At 38.8% G+C, this 17,386-nt stretch carries 12 protein-coding genes; 5 read left to right on the plus strand and 7 right to left on the minus strand.

What is annotated here, in order from left to right; translation table 11 throughout:
- The first annotated feature begins 300 nt into the window (after nt 1-300).
- The 4 genes from fabG (at nt 301) to V7266_RS29345 (ending at nt 3,993) form a co-directional block, all read left to right on the plus strand.
- Nucleotides 301-1,035, plus strand: coding sequence for a 3-oxoacyl-[acyl-carrier-protein] reductase (gene fabG / locus V7266_RS29330; RefSeq protein WP_335472741.1), 735 nt, complete (start codon nt 301-303; stop codon nt 1,033-1,035).
- A 513-nt stretch (nt 1,036-1,548) separates the two neighbouring features.
- Nucleotides 1,549-2,736, plus strand: coding sequence for an acetyl-CoA C-acetyltransferase (locus V7266_RS29335; protein ID WP_335472742.1), 1,188 nt, complete (start codon nt 1,549-1,551; stop codon nt 2,734-2,736).
- A 167-nt stretch (nt 2,737-2,903) separates the two neighbouring features.
- Complete coding sequence (locus V7266_RS29340; protein ID WP_335472743.1) at nt 2,904-3,107, plus strand: hypothetical protein; 204 nt, start codon at nt 2,904-2,906, stop codon at nt 3,105-3,107.
- Nucleotides 3,108-3,363: 256 nt separating this feature from the next.
- Nucleotides 3,364-3,993 (plus strand): tetratricopeptide repeat protein, encoded by a 630-nt coding sequence (locus V7266_RS29345; protein ID WP_335472744.1) that lies wholly within the window; start codon nt 3,364-3,366, stop codon nt 3,991-3,993.
- 117 nt (nt 3,994-4,110) lie between these two features.
- Here the strand turns inward: V7266_RS29345 and V7266_RS29350 are convergent, their stop codons facing one another.
- The 4 genes from V7266_RS29350 to V7266_RS29365 all read right to left on the minus strand — a co-directional run bounded on the left by V7266_RS29350 (nt 4,111) and on the right by V7266_RS29365 (nt 8,896).
- Nucleotides 4,111-5,733, minus strand: a complete 1,623-nt coding sequence (locus V7266_RS29350) for a M20/M25/M40 family metallo-hydrolase (protein WP_335472745.1) — start codon at nt 5,731-5,733, stop codon at nt 4,111-4,113.
- 64 nt (nt 5,734-5,797) lie between these two features.
- Nucleotides 5,798-7,228 (minus strand): amino acid permease, encoded by a 1,431-nt coding sequence (locus V7266_RS29355; RefSeq protein ID WP_335472746.1) that lies wholly within the window; start codon nt 7,226-7,228, stop codon nt 5,798-5,800.
- A 32-nt stretch (nt 7,229-7,260) separates the two neighbouring features.
- On the minus strand, nt 7,261-8,022 hold the full coding sequence (locus V7266_RS29360; protein WP_335472747.1) for a dimethylarginine dimethylaminohydrolase family protein: 762 nt from the start codon (nt 8,020-8,022) through the stop codon (nt 7,261-7,263).
- 19 nt (nt 8,023-8,041) lie between these two features.
- On the minus strand, nt 8,042-8,896 hold the full coding sequence (locus V7266_RS29365; protein ID WP_335472754.1) for a dimethylarginine dimethylaminohydrolase family protein: 855 nt from the start codon (nt 8,894-8,896) through the stop codon (nt 8,042-8,044).
- A gap of 170 nt (nt 8,897-9,066) precedes the next feature.
- Here V7266_RS29365 and V7266_RS29370 point away from each other — a divergent pair, with 170 nt between their 5' ends.
- Complete coding sequence (locus V7266_RS29370) at nt 9,067-9,804, plus strand: IclR family transcriptional regulator (protein WP_335472748.1); 738 nt, start codon at nt 9,067-9,069, stop codon at nt 9,802-9,804.
- 147 nt (nt 9,805-9,951) lie between these two features.
- Here the strand turns inward: V7266_RS29370 and V7266_RS29375 are convergent, their stop codons facing one another.
- From V7266_RS29375 to V7266_RS29385, 3 genes are all read right to left on the minus strand, one after another.
- Nucleotides 9,952-10,881: a phosphate ABC transporter substrate-binding protein gene (locus tag V7266_RS29375; protein WP_335472749.1), complete on the minus strand. Its 930-nt coding sequence runs from the start codon at nt 10,879-10,881 to the stop codon at nt 9,952-9,954.
- Between the two features lie 243 nt (nt 10,882-11,124).
- Entirely contained in the window at nt 11,125-14,211 is a 3,087-nt protein-coding gene (locus V7266_RS29380; RefSeq protein WP_335472750.1) for an efflux RND transporter permease subunit, read from the minus strand.
- 255 nt (nt 14,212-14,466) lie between these two features.
- A complete protein-coding gene (locus tag V7266_RS29385; RefSeq protein ID WP_335472751.1) occupies nt 14,467-17,220 on the minus strand; it encodes a bifunctional YncE family protein/alkaline phosphatase family protein in 2,754 nt (917 codons plus the stop codon).
- Between the last annotated feature and the right edge of the window lie 166 nt (nt 17,221-17,386).

The following is a 17,386-nucleotide window of genomic DNA, read 5'->3' on the forward strand; positions in this document are numbered from 1 at the left end:
CCCTAAACCCATTAACACCAATGCATTAAGCGTTTTCATTTTTAAAAAATAGACATGGATAATTTTTCCTTTGTTCTATTTTTATTATGAATTGAATACTATTTTTAGCAAATCGCTATTGTTTTTTTATCAATAGTCGGTTGTTTAACGGCTACAAATCAGTCGTTTTTTCAACAATTATCGACAAATCCATTGTATTTGTTAGGTATCAGTTCACATTTTAGACAAAATTTCAGACTGAATGGTTTCTCTTCATGAATTCTGGTGTATGAAAGAATTTTAAAAAAAGAGGTGGAAAGTTTGAAGTTTAATGAAAGCGTTGTTTTGATTACCGGTGGAGCACAAGGTATTGGAAAAGAAACAGCAATAAAATTTCTAAACGAAGGCGCTAATGTGATTATTTGTGATTATGATGAATCTGCTGGGAGAAAAGCATTGGAAGATTTGAATGATGAAAAAGCAGAATTCTATCAAGTCAATGTAACCGATAGTTCACAAATCGAAGGTATGGTTCAATCTATTGTACAAAAGCACGGAAAAATCGATGTCTTGATAAATAATGCCGGTATTACCCTTGACGGATTTCTGACAAAAATGGAGGAATCAGATTGGGAGAAAGTAATTTCTGTTAACTTATCGGGTGTCTTTAAATGCACAAAGGCGGTCGCTCCTATCATGTTAAAGCAAGGTTCGGGCGTAATCCTGAATGCTTCTTCAGTTGTCGGACTTTATGGAAATATCGGGCAAACGAATTATGCTGCCACAAAGGCTGGTGTGATCGGATTGACCAAAAGTTGGGGGAAGGAATTTGGACCAAAAGGAATTCGAGTCAATGCGGTTGCACCAGGCTTCATAGAAACAGGCATGACTGCGGCTGTACCAGAAAAAGTTCTCAATTATATGAAAGATAAAACCCCACTTAGGAAACTTGGAAAACCTGAAGATATTGCAGCTGCCTACCTTTTCTTAGCCTCAGATGATGCGAAGTATATCAACGGGACAGTTTTGAGTGTTGATGGAGGTTTGGTGATTTAGAATTCGATGGCTAACTCTTGAAGATTCAATTAGAAAAGTAAAATTTTATTTCGAGTAAACACAACACAAGGGAATAACATCATATGGATGTTATTCCCTTCTCTTTATCATCAAAGAAAGCAAAACACTTTAACTAATTTGACAAATTGTTTTACTAATTTACAAAAATCTTTCTTAAAAAACTGAAAGTAGCTAATCTTTCTTGGAATACATTTCTACAATATTCGCTAGATTTCTACAAAATTCTCTCCGTCTATTTGGACAAACTTGTTTCGTCTTCTTTTGGTTTCGTTGTAAATTTAAAATTATACTTTTATCCACTCTCAATTGGATTTCCCCCGCTTAACTTCCTACCCCCAATAGAGGTAATTCAGCGTTAGCCATTTATTTAACTGTTTAAATCAATCTCTAAATTTGTCGAAGAGTTACTGATAAAACTAGCTACCATATGTAGTATCATATGAGAGGAATTATACATAGGAGTATAATAAATTTATTATGGGAGTGATTCAGATGACAGTAAATGAGGTTGTAATTGTAAGTGCTGTTAGAACACCAATTGGAAGTTTCCTAGGAAGTTTACAAAATGTTTCAGCTAAAGTGCTTGGTGCCACAGTAATAAAGGCGGCAATTGAAAGAGCAGGTATTACTCCAGCTAGTGTTGATCAAGTTATTATGGGTAATGTGTTACAATCTGGCGCAGGTCAAAATCCAGCTAGACAAGCTTCCCTTGCAGCTGGAGTTCCACAAGAAGCACCAGCATTATCTATCAATATGGTTTGTGGTTCAGGCTTAAGAGCCGTTCACTTGGCAACACATGCTATTCTTTCAGGCGAAGCTGAAGTAGTAGTGGCTGGCGGAATGGAAAATATGAGTCAGTCTCCATATATATTAAAAGGCGGCCGGAACGGATTTAAAATGGGTGATCAGAAAATTCTAGACAGCATGATTCAAGACGGATTATGGTGTGCTGAAAATGACTATCACATGGGTGTTACAGCTGAAAATCTTGCCGAAAAATATGAAATTTCTCGCATTGAGCAAGATGAATTTTCTGCATGGAGTCAACAAAAAGCACAAGCTGCAATTGAGTCAAATAGATTCGCAGATGAGATTGTTCCAGTTGAAGTCCCTGGTAGAAAAGGTCAAGTTAGCGTCTTCAGTCAGGATGAGTTCCCTAAGTTTGGAACAACTGCAGCAAGTCTAGAAAAACTTCGTCCAGCCTTTAAAAAGGACGGTACGGTTACAGCTGGTAATGCTTCAGGAATTAATGATGGTGCTGCGGCATTAGTTGTGATGAGCCGTAAAAAGGCTGAGGAATTGCAGCTTAAACCATTAGTAGTAATTAAAGCAAATGCTGTTGCTGGTGTTGACCCAAGTATTATGGGTATTGGACCTGTACCGGCTGTTAAAAAGGCGTTAAATACTGCTTCCTTATCATTAGAAGATATTAATCTAATCGAAGCAAATGAAGCATTTGCTGCCCAATCAATCGCTGTAGACCGCGAATTACATTTTAATAAAGAAAAATTAAATGTTAATGGGGGCGCAATCGCACTTGGTCACCCTATTGGTGCCAGCGGAGCAAGAATTTTGGTGTCATTAATTCATGAAATGAAGAAACGCGAAGATCGTTTTGGTTTAGCTACATTATGCGTAGGCGGCGGCCAAGGCGTTGCAACGATTGTTGAAAATGTTTAATATGATGTGATGGCTTTCAGGACAACCTTATTCTGAATTATTATAAGATTCAAAATAAGTTCACGATTACTTCATTCCTTGAGGATAATTGGTCTTATAATAAGTTTAAAGGGAGTATCGAGATATTATTGTATTCCCTAAATCCTTTCAGAAGGGAGGTCCTGATCATGTCATTCGCTGATTTTAACGATATTTACCGAATATGTTCTACCTATAATGATGGCGGGCATTCAATCGATATGGTTAAATTAGGCATTGATATGACACCTAGGTCTTCGAATGCTGATCTACGCTCAGCAAATTCTTACCGTTGGTGGGAATATGCTGAAAAGGAAATTCAAAAAGATAATAGAGAAATAGTCTTGATCTAACAATTCCATTCGTTTGCAGGTAAATGGAATTCAGCATTTTATTCAAGTTAATTAGGCATCCCTTGATTATTCTACGTTGTGAGAATACAAGGGATGTTCATTTATCCATCCTAATTTTACTTATTAAACATACGATCTCGTGATAACAAATAGGTTCCCTAGCAAAAGACCAAGCCATTTATGGTTTTTAATTTTTCTTTAACTACTAACATTACCTACTCAATATATTTTAAAAGGACTATTAGGAGGGAATAATTTGAAAATCGAACAATTTAATAGTGACTTAAATAAAATGCTCAATACTGATCATGTTAATAATCCTCAGAATCTATTTAACCAATATAAAAGATTCTATGAAATGGAAAGCTTTTTGGAAGCTTTGGAGATTCTAACTCAATCTCTAAATAAAGGTTTTCCTCATGCCGAGTTTGAAATGGGAAAACACTACTACTTCGGAAGTGACCAGTTAGGTATCGCAAAAGACTACATAAAGGCTTTTGAATACTTTTCTGAGGCTGCATTACTAGGACATGCAAGTGCTTTCTATTATCAAGGGTTAATGTATCTTAAAGGTTTAGGGGTTATTTTGGATATTAATCAAGCATTACATGCCCTCAATACTGCTGCAACACTAGGTGAGATTGAAGCATTGGATGCATTAGGCAAGATATATCAATTCGGTTACTCTGATATTCTACCTGATGATAAAAAAGCAGAAACCTACTATAAGAATGCCATTAAATTAGGCTATCCCCCTTCTATGTTAAATCTTGCTGTATTACTTGAAAATCAACTTAGGTTTGAAGAAGCTTATGAATTAATTATCGAATCAGCAAAGATGGGTTATATGGGAGCCATTCAATATGGCTTGAGTATATACAAATAATGTATCCAAACATACTAGCAAAGGTCATTGGGATTGAATCTCAATGACCTTTGTTCTATTATTCATTAATTAAATACTGCTCCCTGAAATTGGTGCAGTTCAATTTAGTCATTTCATTTACGGTATCTTATTCCTACTCGACGAAATCATTTTAATCATTCCTTCAACAAGGGCTGGAACCTCTTCAAAGGCATTTTTCATGTGTAGCCGCTCCGTCCGTCTATGGGCATCTTTGCCAAACGGCCCGACATTTAAGACAGGAGCCTGTAGTTGTGCCATTTCATCAAAAGGGATAGTATAGCTGCTCCCCCATACCGGTGAATTTACTTTAAAGGCAGTCCAGCCTTTTCCATCATCTTGATAGTTTACATAGCTTAAGTCGCTAATTCCATTGAAAAAATGAACTTGTTTGACTGGTAAAGCAAATTTCTCCAATCCTTTTTCCTTTAGATATTTAAAACAATTGTTAACAAGAAGATCGTCAGATGAATTAACTGCTGGATAATAGGGAGGTGCAAACATTAACACAATCGCTGGTGCAAGTTCTTGGCACTCAATCATCAGGCTGTCAGCAATTCGTAAGGATTTTTCACGATCATCCCAGTTGAAGTTAGCTTGAACCTCTGCTTTCACTTTCTCAACCAATTCACGGCCGAATTTTTGAATTGCATGCGACTGTAGATCCTCAAAACGCAAAACTCGGACTTCTCCGACGGGCTTGACGGATTGCTTAAGACAAACACCTTGATAGGATTGATTGCATGCCATCGCAGCTTCTTGAGCGATTATTTCAAATTTCTCCATAATTTCTTCTGCCTTCCGTTTCATTAAAAAAACGTTATACAATGCTGCTGAGCGGTATGGGGTTTGAACTGAGTATTCCAATCGTAAATCCTTTTGCTGAAGTGTCACGGGAAGCGGCGTGGATTCTCCCATTACATTTTCCTGCAAGCTCAAATTCCATTCCATTCGCTGTGTTAAAAATGAAGCGATATATGGTGCAGAAATACCGCTAAGAGGCTCACCTACATGTGTTTCTTTTCCATAAAAGAGTGCGGATGGCATAATTTTTCCGATTGATCCAGAATAAATATAATAACTTCTGTCACCGGGTTCTTGTGTAAAGACTGGCTCCCCATTTAAGAAAAGTTTATAGTGGAAACAGTGCTCTTCTTTTAGTTCTAACAGTTTTGGAATGGCTGCTCGCATACCTGAGGAGTTAACCTCCTCATCAGGGACGGTGAGTAACAGGAGATTAATCGGCCATTTTTCAACTGATGCTTTTTCCAATAACCCCATGTGCATCGCAAGTCCCATTTTCATATCCATTGTCCCGCGTCCAAATAAATATTGACCCGATAAAAGATCAACTTGTGCATCGCTGTGTAATTCATCAATTCTATCAAAAAGTAATTTTGTCAACTCTTCAGGTTGATAGGCAAATGGCTGAAGATCCCCATATTCTTCAGTATTTACAGTATCAAAATGACTGATTAATACGATCGTGTCCTTAACGTCCTTTTGTTTATATAACGCCGTTAAAAAGCGACGACCCAAATCCGCTTCATTCAGCCCCAAGTTGTTAGGATTGTCACGAAAGTATTGGAGATCTCTCAGCATCTCCTGAACTTTGCCGGGAAATTCACGCTCACCTTCCGTTAATGTCATACTATGCCAACTGACTAGTTCACACAACAATCCTCTTAATTTGTCCGGTGTTCCCCACCTAAGCTGCTCCATAAGTTTATACTCCTTTGAAGTCAATTCTTAATAAAGTAGTATTTTAATATATTAAAAAATGTGCTTAATTTTTTTGTGAAAGTTCACTGTCCACCTGTGATGAACTTTGTACATTTGTGGTGCCTGACACCCTATTTTTGAAATAGAAGGAAAAGTAGCAAATAACCAGGAATCCTAGTCCGATGAGGAGTCCTATTAATTGGGTTGGATCGAATGCTAAGAATATTAATATTGAAACACAAAATACAATGCAAATGAGAGGAATTAGTGGGTAGAAGGGAACCCTATACTGTAAATCCTCTAATTTCCCCCCCTGCCGCAGGTATTGACGGCGAAACATAAATTGGGAAAGGGCAATTCCTATCCATGAGATGGTTACCGATATTCCGGCAATAGACATTAATAATACAAAAACTGTATCAGCAGCAATTACACTTGTAAACAAAGATAATAATGAAAAAATCATGGTAAAGACTAGGGCTGAAAACGGGACCTTCCGTTTGGATAATTTTCCAAACACTTTCGGTGCCATTCCTTCATGAGACATTGCCCACAATAGCCGGGTTGATGCATAGATACATGAGTTCCCTACTGATAAAATGGCTGTCAGAATGACAAAGTTCATAATATCTGGTGCAAATGGAATTCCAGCAAGGTCCATTAAAGTCACGAATGGGCTTTCTAGTAATCCAAGCTCTTTCGTTGGAAAAATGGCTGATAAGATGATAATAGAGGCAAGATAAAAGACAATAATTCTTACTAACACGTTGCGAATGGCACGAGGTATGTTCTTTTGAGGTTCTTCGCTCTCACCCGCTGCAATGCCAATCAACTCTGAACCTTGATACGAAAAGATAACATTCATCATTGTGACAAAGAGAATGGCAATCCCAGCAGGGAATAAACTAGTGGGTGCTAAGTTGTGCATTAAAGGAGCAGGCCTATCCTCCAATGGAATAATTCCAACTATTGCCCCAACACCTATGATGATAAAAAAGATCACGGCTACAACTTTAATTCCAGAAAACCAATATTCGGCTTCAGCGAATCCTCTTGTCGTTAAGGCATTTAATAAAAATAACAGGACAATAAATATCGTACACCAAACCCAAACAGATATATCTGGAAACCATCGCTTCATAAGGATTCCTGCTGCCGTGAATTCTACTCCTGCAGTAGTCGCAGAACCTATGAAATACATCCACCCCAAAGAAAAGCCGGCCGATGGACTAATAAATTTACTTGCATACGTTTGAAATGATCCAGTAACAGGCATAAAGACAGCAAGCTCTCCTAAGCACACCATGACAAGGTACAAAATAATGCCGCCAAATATATACCCTATTAAGGCACCACCTGCTCCTGCCTGATTAATCGTATAACCAGCATTTAAAAATAAACCAGTTCCAATGACTCCCCCTAAAGAAAGCATGAACAAATGGCGCCGTTTCATAGACCGATTTAATTGTTCTTTTTGAACCCCTTGTTTTCCCATCCTCTCTCTCCCCCCTCTTAATTTGCAGTCTACTAAAAGCGCAGTGACAAACAGCTTAATCCGCCATCCAACTTTCGAAACTCAGACATTTCAAGTTCAATGGTTTGATAGCCGGCTTCATTGATTTTTTGTTTCGTCACAAGGTTACCTGCGGGAATTATGACATAGTCATTTACACGGATACAATTGGCCGCATATTCCTCTTCAGGAGGAACAATAATCTTTTTATAAGAGTTGAAATCGGGATGGTCAATAAATTCTCCAGCAACAACAATGGTTTGGTCCCCTAAATAGGCAATTCCTGTCTTTAGATGAAAAAATTTCTCTAAATGAATAATCGTTGCCTTATATCCCTCGGATTCAAAAATTTGTTTTAATTGTCCTGCCCCCTCTAAGTTTGTTCTCGCAGAAACACCAATGTAAAAATGTTCCTCAATCTGCAAAATATCTCCCCCATCAAGAGTTCCAGGAGCTTTAATATAATAAATAGTTTCGTAGAAAGACTTGATAACAGGTTCCATATCATGGATTTCTCCGTTTCGTGAAAGAGCCCCTGGGTTTGAAATAACTGCAAAATTAGGAGTCAGTATTGCTGTATCCTCCACAAAAGTGGAATCTGGAAATTCAATATTACCTGGGAGAACCGTTACCTTCGCTCCACATTTTTCCAGAGCACTAATATAAGCTTTATGCTGTTCTATTGCTTTTGCTAATTCTGGTCTTCCCAGATTGGAAGTGGTTAGCCCATTTACATAAGTTTCACCGGGTATTTTTACAATCGTATTTTTATACATGATTCGTCCCCCTCTATTTTTATTCACGGACAACTGGACATGTAAGACACGTGGGTCCGCCTGTCCCTAAATAAGAGATTTCATTTCCGTCATATTCATAAACAACTGCTCCTGCATCAATTAATTGTTGCTTCGTATTTGGGTTTCCCCTCACGATTATGCAAACTCTAGGCGCTACGGCAAGTACATTACAGCCAAGCCGATCATATTCTTCATCCGGTACTTCTATTAATTTAAAGCCGCGCTTGATAAGTAACTGTCTTAGGAAGACAGGCATTAATCTGGAATAGACCACTGCTAGATTTTCATCTACGATACTAATGAAAGACATAAGATGAAGGCATTCCTCTTCTCCATGAGCATGTGGCAAGTGAACAATAATACATTCATCCACTAAATCTTTTGTGATTTCTTGAATCTGGCGAATAGCTTCATCATTGGTACGATACCCTCGGCCAATTAACAAGGTGCGGTCGTCCAGCCAAACTAGGTCTCCTCCGTCAGCCACTGCATCACCGGTGAGTTCACCTAAAATTGGAATGTTCTTTTCATGTAAAAAACTTTTATATGCTTCTGCCTCCGGCTGACGCAGCTTTTTCCCTGATTTTAAAATGATTGCCCCTTTTGAGGTGAATTTTACAGGGTCATGGGCATAAAGAGAATCTAATCCTACTCTTTCTGTTGCAGGTAAAAAGTCAATTTCAGCTACGTGTTCTTTCATAATAGCAAGAAACTGTTCAAATTCTTGATGTGCCTTTATGTAATCTGGTTCATGGATGTAATTGAATCTTTTCCATTCATTACTCAAATGTTCTTGACTTATAAAAGCATCCCTGGGATGTTTCATAATGACTTTATTAAGTTTCTTATACATTGATGAAACCAAGTTAACCTCTCCCTTCTTTTCCGTATAGTGGAAAATACTTTCTTATAATGGAAATTTATAATATGATATTATAGGAAAGAGAATTACATGTCAATATATTTTGAATTTACAGATTATTTAAACGAGATATCTAAAGAGACATGAAAGGAGTGGGATTCATGCAAACAATTGACCGCGCAATGCAAGTAATTAAAGTACTTAATGAAAGCGATATAGTAAGGTGGTATTCTATAACAGATTTATCTAAAGAATGTAAACTGCCAGTCAGTACCATGCATCGTCTATTACAATCAATGATCAAACACGGACTAGTCCAACAGGATCCGGATTTAAAACTATATTCAATGGGTAATACATGGTTAGAATATGGCTTAAAGATGTATGATACCTTTGATTTTGTAGGACTGATTCGTCCTGAAATGGAGAAGTTAATGCATGAAGTGGAAGAGAGTGTTTACTTTAGCAAACCTATAGGTTCAGAGGCTTTATTAATGGAGAGAATTGACTGCCCTCATAACCCCATCCGGATTTATGATCAACTGGGACTCAGAATTCCGATGAATATCGGTGCTGCCAATAAGGTTATGCTAGCAAATATGCCCAAGGACGAAGCCCTAAAAATTGTAAATGAATTAGTTACAGAAGAAGATTCAGAATCATTCTTAAAGCTGCTAGAAACAATTCGTAAACAAGGCTATGGGGAAAGCCATGGGGAAAAAACAAAAGGCACCTCCTCAGTTGCAGCTCCTATCTTCAATCACTCCAACGAACTAATAGGAGCCCTCAGCATCGGTTATGTTAACTTCAATTTATCAGTGGAAAGGCAGCGTTTTCTCATCGAAAAAATAATACAATATGGCTTACGTATTTCGGTGAAGCTGGGAAGTAAAAAATAGGATTCAAATTTAATTATGTTCATTTTGATATTTAATCTAGAAAAAGTACAAAAATAGTCTTTCCGTTTCCGATAAATGAACATACTATTTAAGACGCAAAAAAAAGGTAAATGCATTCAGCATTTACCTTTTTTAGGGGTATCATTCTTATTTATTTGATTGATTTCCTTTTGCATCACGTTCAACTTCCATTTTTGTTACAGGTAGATATCCTTGTTGTTTTAAAAGATTGTTTTGAATATCATCTGACATCATGAAATCAAGGAACGCTTTAGCAAGATCTGTAGCTTCACCTTTTGTATAAGAATGCTGGTATGCCCATACTGGGAATTTACCAGTTTGTACATTTTCAGCAGTTGGTTCTACACCATCAATAGAAAGAGGTGTTACAGAATCATCAGTGAAGTATGAGAATGCAAGGTAACCAATTGCACCATCTGTTTCGTTAATAATCTTTTTAACTGTGTTTGAAGAGTCCTCTGTGATTCCTTCAGCAGGAGTTGCACCATCAAGAGCAAACTTATTAAATACTGCACGTGTACCTGAAGAGTCAGGACGGTTAACAAGAACGATTTTTTGGTCTTTTCCGCCAAGTTCTTTCCAGTTAGTGATTTTTCCAGTGAATACTTTAATTAAATCTTCTTTTTTAATATCTTTAATACCTACTTTAGGGTTAACAGCAGCAGTCATACCTACAACAGCTACTTTATGATCAACAAGCTGATCAGCTGGAATACCTTCTTTTTCTTCGGCAAATACGTCTGAGTTACCAATTTGTACAGAACCTTCTGCAACTTGTGATAAACCTGTACCTGATCCACCAGCTTGTACTTGAACATCAACTTTTGGATTTTGAGCCATGAATTCTTCAGCAGCAGCTGCTACTAATGGCTGCATTGCAGACGAACCAGAAATTGATAGTGAACCTGAAAGTTCTGTCTTTTGTTCAGTTTTAGCAGTGTCCTTGCTAGTGCTGCCCTCTGTTTTGTCAGTTGATGTACCGCCTCCACAAGCAGCCATGAAGACCATTACTGCGGCTAACAAAGTAAGAAGGCTTAAATTTTTGATTCGTTTCATTTGCTTTATTTCCCCCTATTTTGATTCATATTTTTATATGAATCTATTTGTTTTCCTTACAGGTATAAATATAGACCATGAGTATTAATTCAGTTTGAAGCTAATGTAAAGGTTTTGTAAAATCGTATTTTCTTTATTGTAATTGGTTTAACTAGAATCATATTCATAGGGTGACTACCGTAAAAAAGAGTGAACCTCTATAATAACGGAATTATTATAAAGCCTCACTCCTTAATCAAATTCTTAGGCCGTTAAATCCTTCTGCTGGTTCGTCTTTACATAAACTGTTTTCCGGTATAACCACTGATAGATAATCGGAATGACTAAAAGGCAGATAAGAGTTGAACTAATCATTCCACCTACGACCACAACACCAAGAGTTTGAGAGATGATCGCGTCTCCTCTACCTGACACAGCTAAAGGCAGCAAGGTTAAAATCGTCGTTCCAGCAGTCATTAACACTGGTCTCACTCTTGTAGCCGTTCCAAGCAGAATGGCACTACTTGGTTCAAAACCATTTTTTAAATTTCTTTCAATTTTATCCACTAACACAATTCCGTTTGTCACTACAATTCCCGTTAACATCAATAATCCAACCAATGCGGATAGATTCCACTCAAGTCTAAAAATAAACATTGCGACGACAGATCCAATAAAGGCTAACGGAATACAGATCAAGACTGACAGCGGTGCTCTCCATCCCCTGAAAACAGCGCTAATTATCACAAGAACAAGTAAAATAGAGAAAAATAAGACAATCGACATTTCATAAATCATTTGAAAAACTTGTTCGGGTGCACCAGCAAAGGAATATTTGACACCCTCCGGCAATGGAGTTTTCTTAAGCTGCTCTTTAACAAGTTTCGTTACATGTCCAATATCACTTGAAATAATATTAGCGGTAATCACAGCATATGGCTGTCCATCCTTTTCTTGAATGACAGAGGTCCCTACTGGCATTAAAAGAGCAAGCTCATTCAACGTCACTTTCTGCCCTGCATTATTAACGAAGACTTCACTTCCAAGCAAAGAAAAAATATCCTGTGAGTTCCCATTCTGCTTATCTGTATGAATGACAACAGGATAGGTATTTTGATTTAGAGAGATAACACCTTTTGTCCCCTCAGCAGTATATAGCTGAATTCGGTCTAATACGTCATCAAGCTTGATTCCATAATGTTCGATTGCCTTTCGATTTAGATTTATCTCATACTGAGTTGAATGGTCATCAACATCGGCAGCTCCCTGTACGGATAATCCGGAAACCAGTTTTAACTGGCTGCGGACCGTTTGCGCCATGGTTTCAAGCGTCTGACTATCAGCTCCTGAGAGATTAATCTTTAACTGGGAATCATCCCCTGCTATATTTTGATTTGAAACCGTATAGACAGCCTTACTAGACAACGAATCTAATTGTTCCTGCAAACTGTTAATTAAGGCATTCACGTCTGTACCTTCCTTAACCATTACAGACAAATTGGCGATGTTTGGTTTCTGAAGCCATCCGCCTCCTGCATCAAATACATCATCGGATTGTGGTATGAAAGAGGAACCCAGCCCAGAAGAATAGGATTTCACTTTCGGATTAGTTTGTAGAAAAGATTCGATTCTTTTCACTTCACCGTCTACTTCTGTTAAAGAAGTATTTTGCGGCATCTCCACTTGAACACCGATTTGCCCCGTACTGCTCGCGACTGGTAAAAAATTCACCGGAAGAAAGGCAGCTCCGGCCAAAGCAATTAAAAAGAAGGCGAGAGAAACTGAAACAACTGATTTCTTGCGCTCAAACGCCCAGGTTAAGATTTTATGGGAAACTAGCTCAAAATCATCATCCCTAGAAATCGGTTTTCCCCTCCAAACTAAGTTGTAAAGGACCGGAACAACCAAGATGGAGACAATTAATGAAATGACCAAAGCGATTACCACTGACCAGGCAAATCCTGAAAATGCTGAACTTACCAGGCCTCCGATTAGTGCAATGGGTGCGTAAACAGCAACCGTAGTGGCAGTGGACGAAACAATTGCGGGTATCATTTCACATACGGCAGTGGTCAGCAATTGAACACTGGTTTTCCCTTGCGCCTCATTGACTCTCCGGTTCATATTGTCGAGGATAACAATGGAGTCATCCACCACTCTTCCCATGGCAACGATTAGTCCTGAAACGGTAAGAAGATTGAGGCTGATTCCCATTGTTTTTAACAAACCAGTTGTAGCTAGAAGACAGATGGGCAGGGAAATCGCAATTAAAAAGGTAGACCGTACTTTACGGAAAAATAGATACACACAAATCATTGAAAATAAGCAGCCCAATAAGCCTTCCTTGATTAAGCCCTTTAAAGATGCATTAACCTGTTCGCCTTGATCGAATTGGATGGAAGCATGGATATCTTTATTTTTCAAAGCTGGTATATCTTTCATTGTACTTTTTATCCGATTAGAAACATCGGTAATATTTGATGAAGGAGTCTTCAATACATCCAAAAGAACACTTGGTTTCCCGTCCGTTCTTGATATAGTCTCCAGGTTCACAATTGAGTTTGAGATGTCGGCCACATTAGCCAGAGGAATGGTTTTTCCTGCTCGATTATTAATAGGAAGCTGCAAAAGGTCTTGTTGGTTAAATCCCCAGCCCTTGACTTGAATAGGAATGGATACCTGATTATTAGAAACCTTTCCCTCTATTACAGTTGTGTAGTTTTCAGCGAGTGAGCGTTTTACATCATTAACTGTTAACCCGGCTTTTTTTAAATCCTCGATTCTGAGTTTAACCGCATATCCTGCTGTTCCACCTCCGGATACCCGCACATCCTTTACCCCTGGAACAGATTTTAATCGATTAACAAAATCTTCTTGAATGGCTGTGCGTAGTGTATTTTCTGTAATATCTGCAGAAGCAGCCATCAGACTTATGCGAATAATCGGCATGGAATGGGTACTAAGACGTGTGATTATTGGTTTTTCAGACCCCGCCGGAAGTTGAATTGACTCTAAGGCTTTTGAAACCTGATCCTCAGCTTGTTTCATGTCATAACTCATGGGAAAGTTTAAACTGATTAATGCCCCGCCATTAAAGGAGTTAGTTTCTACATCCTCAAGACCTTCCACTACCCGAACGGCCTGCTGGATTGGTCCTGTTATTTGGGCTTTAACTTGCTCGGCCTGATAATTATCAGCACGGACGGTTACCGACAAGGTTGAATTATTAATTTCAGGTAAATAATCCCGCTGGATCTGCCATGCAGACATTCCACCCCATACCAGAAGAATTCCAATTAAGGTTACAATCAGAATCGCCCGCTTCATCGTTTCATTTATTAGTCGTCTCATATCAACTTATCCAGGCAAAATAACGCCCGATAACGTTCCCCCTTATATATGTATTAAAAAAATTACCTAATCTCTAAGTTTTTACATTGTGCAATTGGTGAATAGTTAAAACTGTTAACCATTTCCCCCACCACAATTGGCATAGTGAAAAAATACTGCCGTTTTAACAATAATAGCTATCCTTACGGATAGCTATTATTGGGTTTCTACTTAATCTTTACAGGAGCCCTATTAAAAAATAGTAGATTAAGTCTATTACTCATTGTCAGCAGGAGATGGAGCAAAGCTTTCAGGCTGCTTTTCTACATCTTCTGGTGTATGAACCTTTTTCTCACCTGGATATGGCTTATCAAAGCCTTTTGTCGCATACCAAACAGCATGATTAAGCATATTTGCGTTGGTCTCATCTGGCGCCGCGTTTCTTCCCACTAACTTTTCTTTGTTTTTGTTGGACCACTCTGTCCACTTTTTCGAAAGTTCCTGCGCCTCTGGTGTCACCTTTTCTGTGTTAGCTAATGCTGCCGTATTTGCATTCGGCTGGCCGTTTAAGGTGTCAAGTGGAATTTGGTTTTGCTCTACTTCATACGGAGTATAATCTGGTTCATTTGTAAAGATTTCACTCATTGGTTCCGCAGCCGCATCGTTTTGATTCATAGGCTGAAGTCCCAAAATTTGTTCAATACTGCGAACCATGTTAATTACTGTCCAGTAGTGGCTGTTAGTAACGCCTTTTTTCACCCATGGACTGATGACAAACGCAGGTTCACGATGACCATCCACATGGTCAAGACCATTCTGGGCATCATCTTCAGTAATGATGATAACAGAGTCTTTCCAATACTTACTGTGGGAAATCAGATCAACAATTTTACCAACAGCTAAATCATTGTCTGCTACCATTGCTTGCGGTGTAGGAGATCCTGTAGCGGTACCGTTCGTATGATCATTCGTGACCCACAATGTGTTTAATGCCGGTAAATCATCATTCTTTACGTGTTGTTCAAACTGGCGCTTGAAAATTTCAAAACGATACTGATCTGGAATGCCCATATCAAATGTTGGGAACGGCTTATGTGTAATTGAACCAAGTGACGGAATATCATATTTCGCCTCGTAGTTGCCAATTGGAACATGCAACTGGCCTTGCTTTTGACCAGAAAGGATTAAATAATCATTATACCAATCAGTCCAAGTTCCGCGCGGTGCCGTACCGGTAAAATCAGTAGTGTCTTCGCCAAAGTTTTCTACCGATACGCCTTGTTTAATGGCTTGATCCCATAAGTGGCCGGTAGGTGCATAGGCCATTGGGTCACCAGCTCCACCCGGATAGCTTCGAACGTTAGCTGCATCTGTTTCTTTATCTTCATAATCTGTATTCGTACCCTGCATTACCCATTGGTGTCCGCTTGCAGACTGAATACCAGAAACATAGAAATTATCTAAAAGCGGATACGTTTCAGCTAATTTATGGAAGTTTGGTGTAACCTCTCTAGGGAACTGTGTTAACGCCACTTCCCCATTGCCCTTTCCTAAGTCGCCAAGTACTTGGTCATACGTACGGTTTTCTTTAACTATATAGAACACGTGCTTAATCGTAGATGGCTCGCCAATACGCTCAGGCATTGCAACTGGTTTCTTGTTATTCCGAGGCTCCGCATTTCGGTTCTTGATGCCATACCAGTTGTTGTTTGAATATACTTGCTTTGTTCCTTTAACAAGGTCTTCCGTTGAAGGGAATGGAATTAATGATAACGATCCAACCTGAGCATAAGAAGAGTGTCCATTAACTTTGACCCCTTGAATGGTTAAATCACGGGTCGGACCTTGTGAACCAATACCGTCGGCATTTACTACTACTAAATTTTTATTTTCATTGTCTACTGCAATATCAACTGGGAACCAAGCGGTAGGTAAGAGACCTTGCAATTCAGGAGTCTTATCAGGGCCTTTCCAATCATAAACCGCAATTGCGTTATCGCGGCCAAGGCTGACCATTAATTGATTATCCACTACTTTAACAGCGTTTGGAGCCGCACCTTTATGAGCATCTGGATATGGTTCGATGTCAATTGTTTGTACAACTGTATTGGTTTTGGAGTCGATAACCGAAACTGTATCACTATTAGTATTGGTTACAAATATGTATTGGCCTGATTGCGTCATACGCTCTGGCTGTACGCCAACTTCAATAGTTTTAGTTACGGTGTTGGTAGTCAGGTCAATAACGGATACCGTTCCTGTAGAAGTAGCACCTGTTTTTGGATCAACAACTACTTGAGTTCCAGAAGAGTCTACAGTTGTATCTCCAGCCTTCGCTTTTCTGCCACCCTGGTTGGTAACGTAAGCTGTATTTCCATCTACTAAAATACTTGTTGGGGCATTATCCACTGCAATTTTTGCTGTCAATGCACCTGTTTGAGGATCAATTACCCCAAGGCTGTTGTCACGGTTAAGTGCTACTAAAAGCTGGCCTTGTGGTCCGACTGCTAGATCGAGCGGGTTGATATTTCCGCCAACAGCTGGATTTGGAAGAGTATACGTTTTTTGAATAGCAGGAGTTCCGTCTGTACCAACAGACATAACCACAACCTTACCTTTGCCGCCTGAAGATCCTGAAGCATAAAGCTGATTTCCGTCCTTCGAATACGCTAATCCCCACATACTAGAAAGACCTAAAGATAAATCTTTGACAGTTAATTTTCCTGTTGCAAGATCAACAACATTGATCCCCTTGCCGCCATAGTTGTTGCGGCCAACGATTGTTACAGCCGTTTTTCCATTTGGGTTAACTGCAACAGTAATTGGGTTACCGCCAAATTCGATTTGTTTCCCTGCTGGTGTAATCAACTGGTTCACAGGTGTTTGGACAGAACCATCTGCTTGATTACCTACTAAATTGCTTCCAAACCCACCTTCTTGTGCGGCGTAAGCCCCGGCCGAACCCAATAGCATGGTACTTAAAGTAAGTCCAGCAAGAAGCCTTTTCTTTTTTCTAAGCTTTTTTAACATCTCACTCATCCCCTTTTCTAATACAGTAAATAGAATACTATTCTTTTATTAAGCTATAATCTAGCTATTGTAAAAGTTAAACAATACAATGTAAAAGTTAAATTAACAAAATTCTGACTAGTTACTCATAACTTTAAGACTAGTCTATTTCCTTAAATCTGCTGTT

The organism is Neobacillus drentensis (assembly GCF_036965645.1).
Taxonomy (GTDB): domain Bacteria; phylum Bacillota; class Bacilli; order Bacillales; family Cytobacillaceae; genus Neobacillus; species Neobacillus drentensis_D.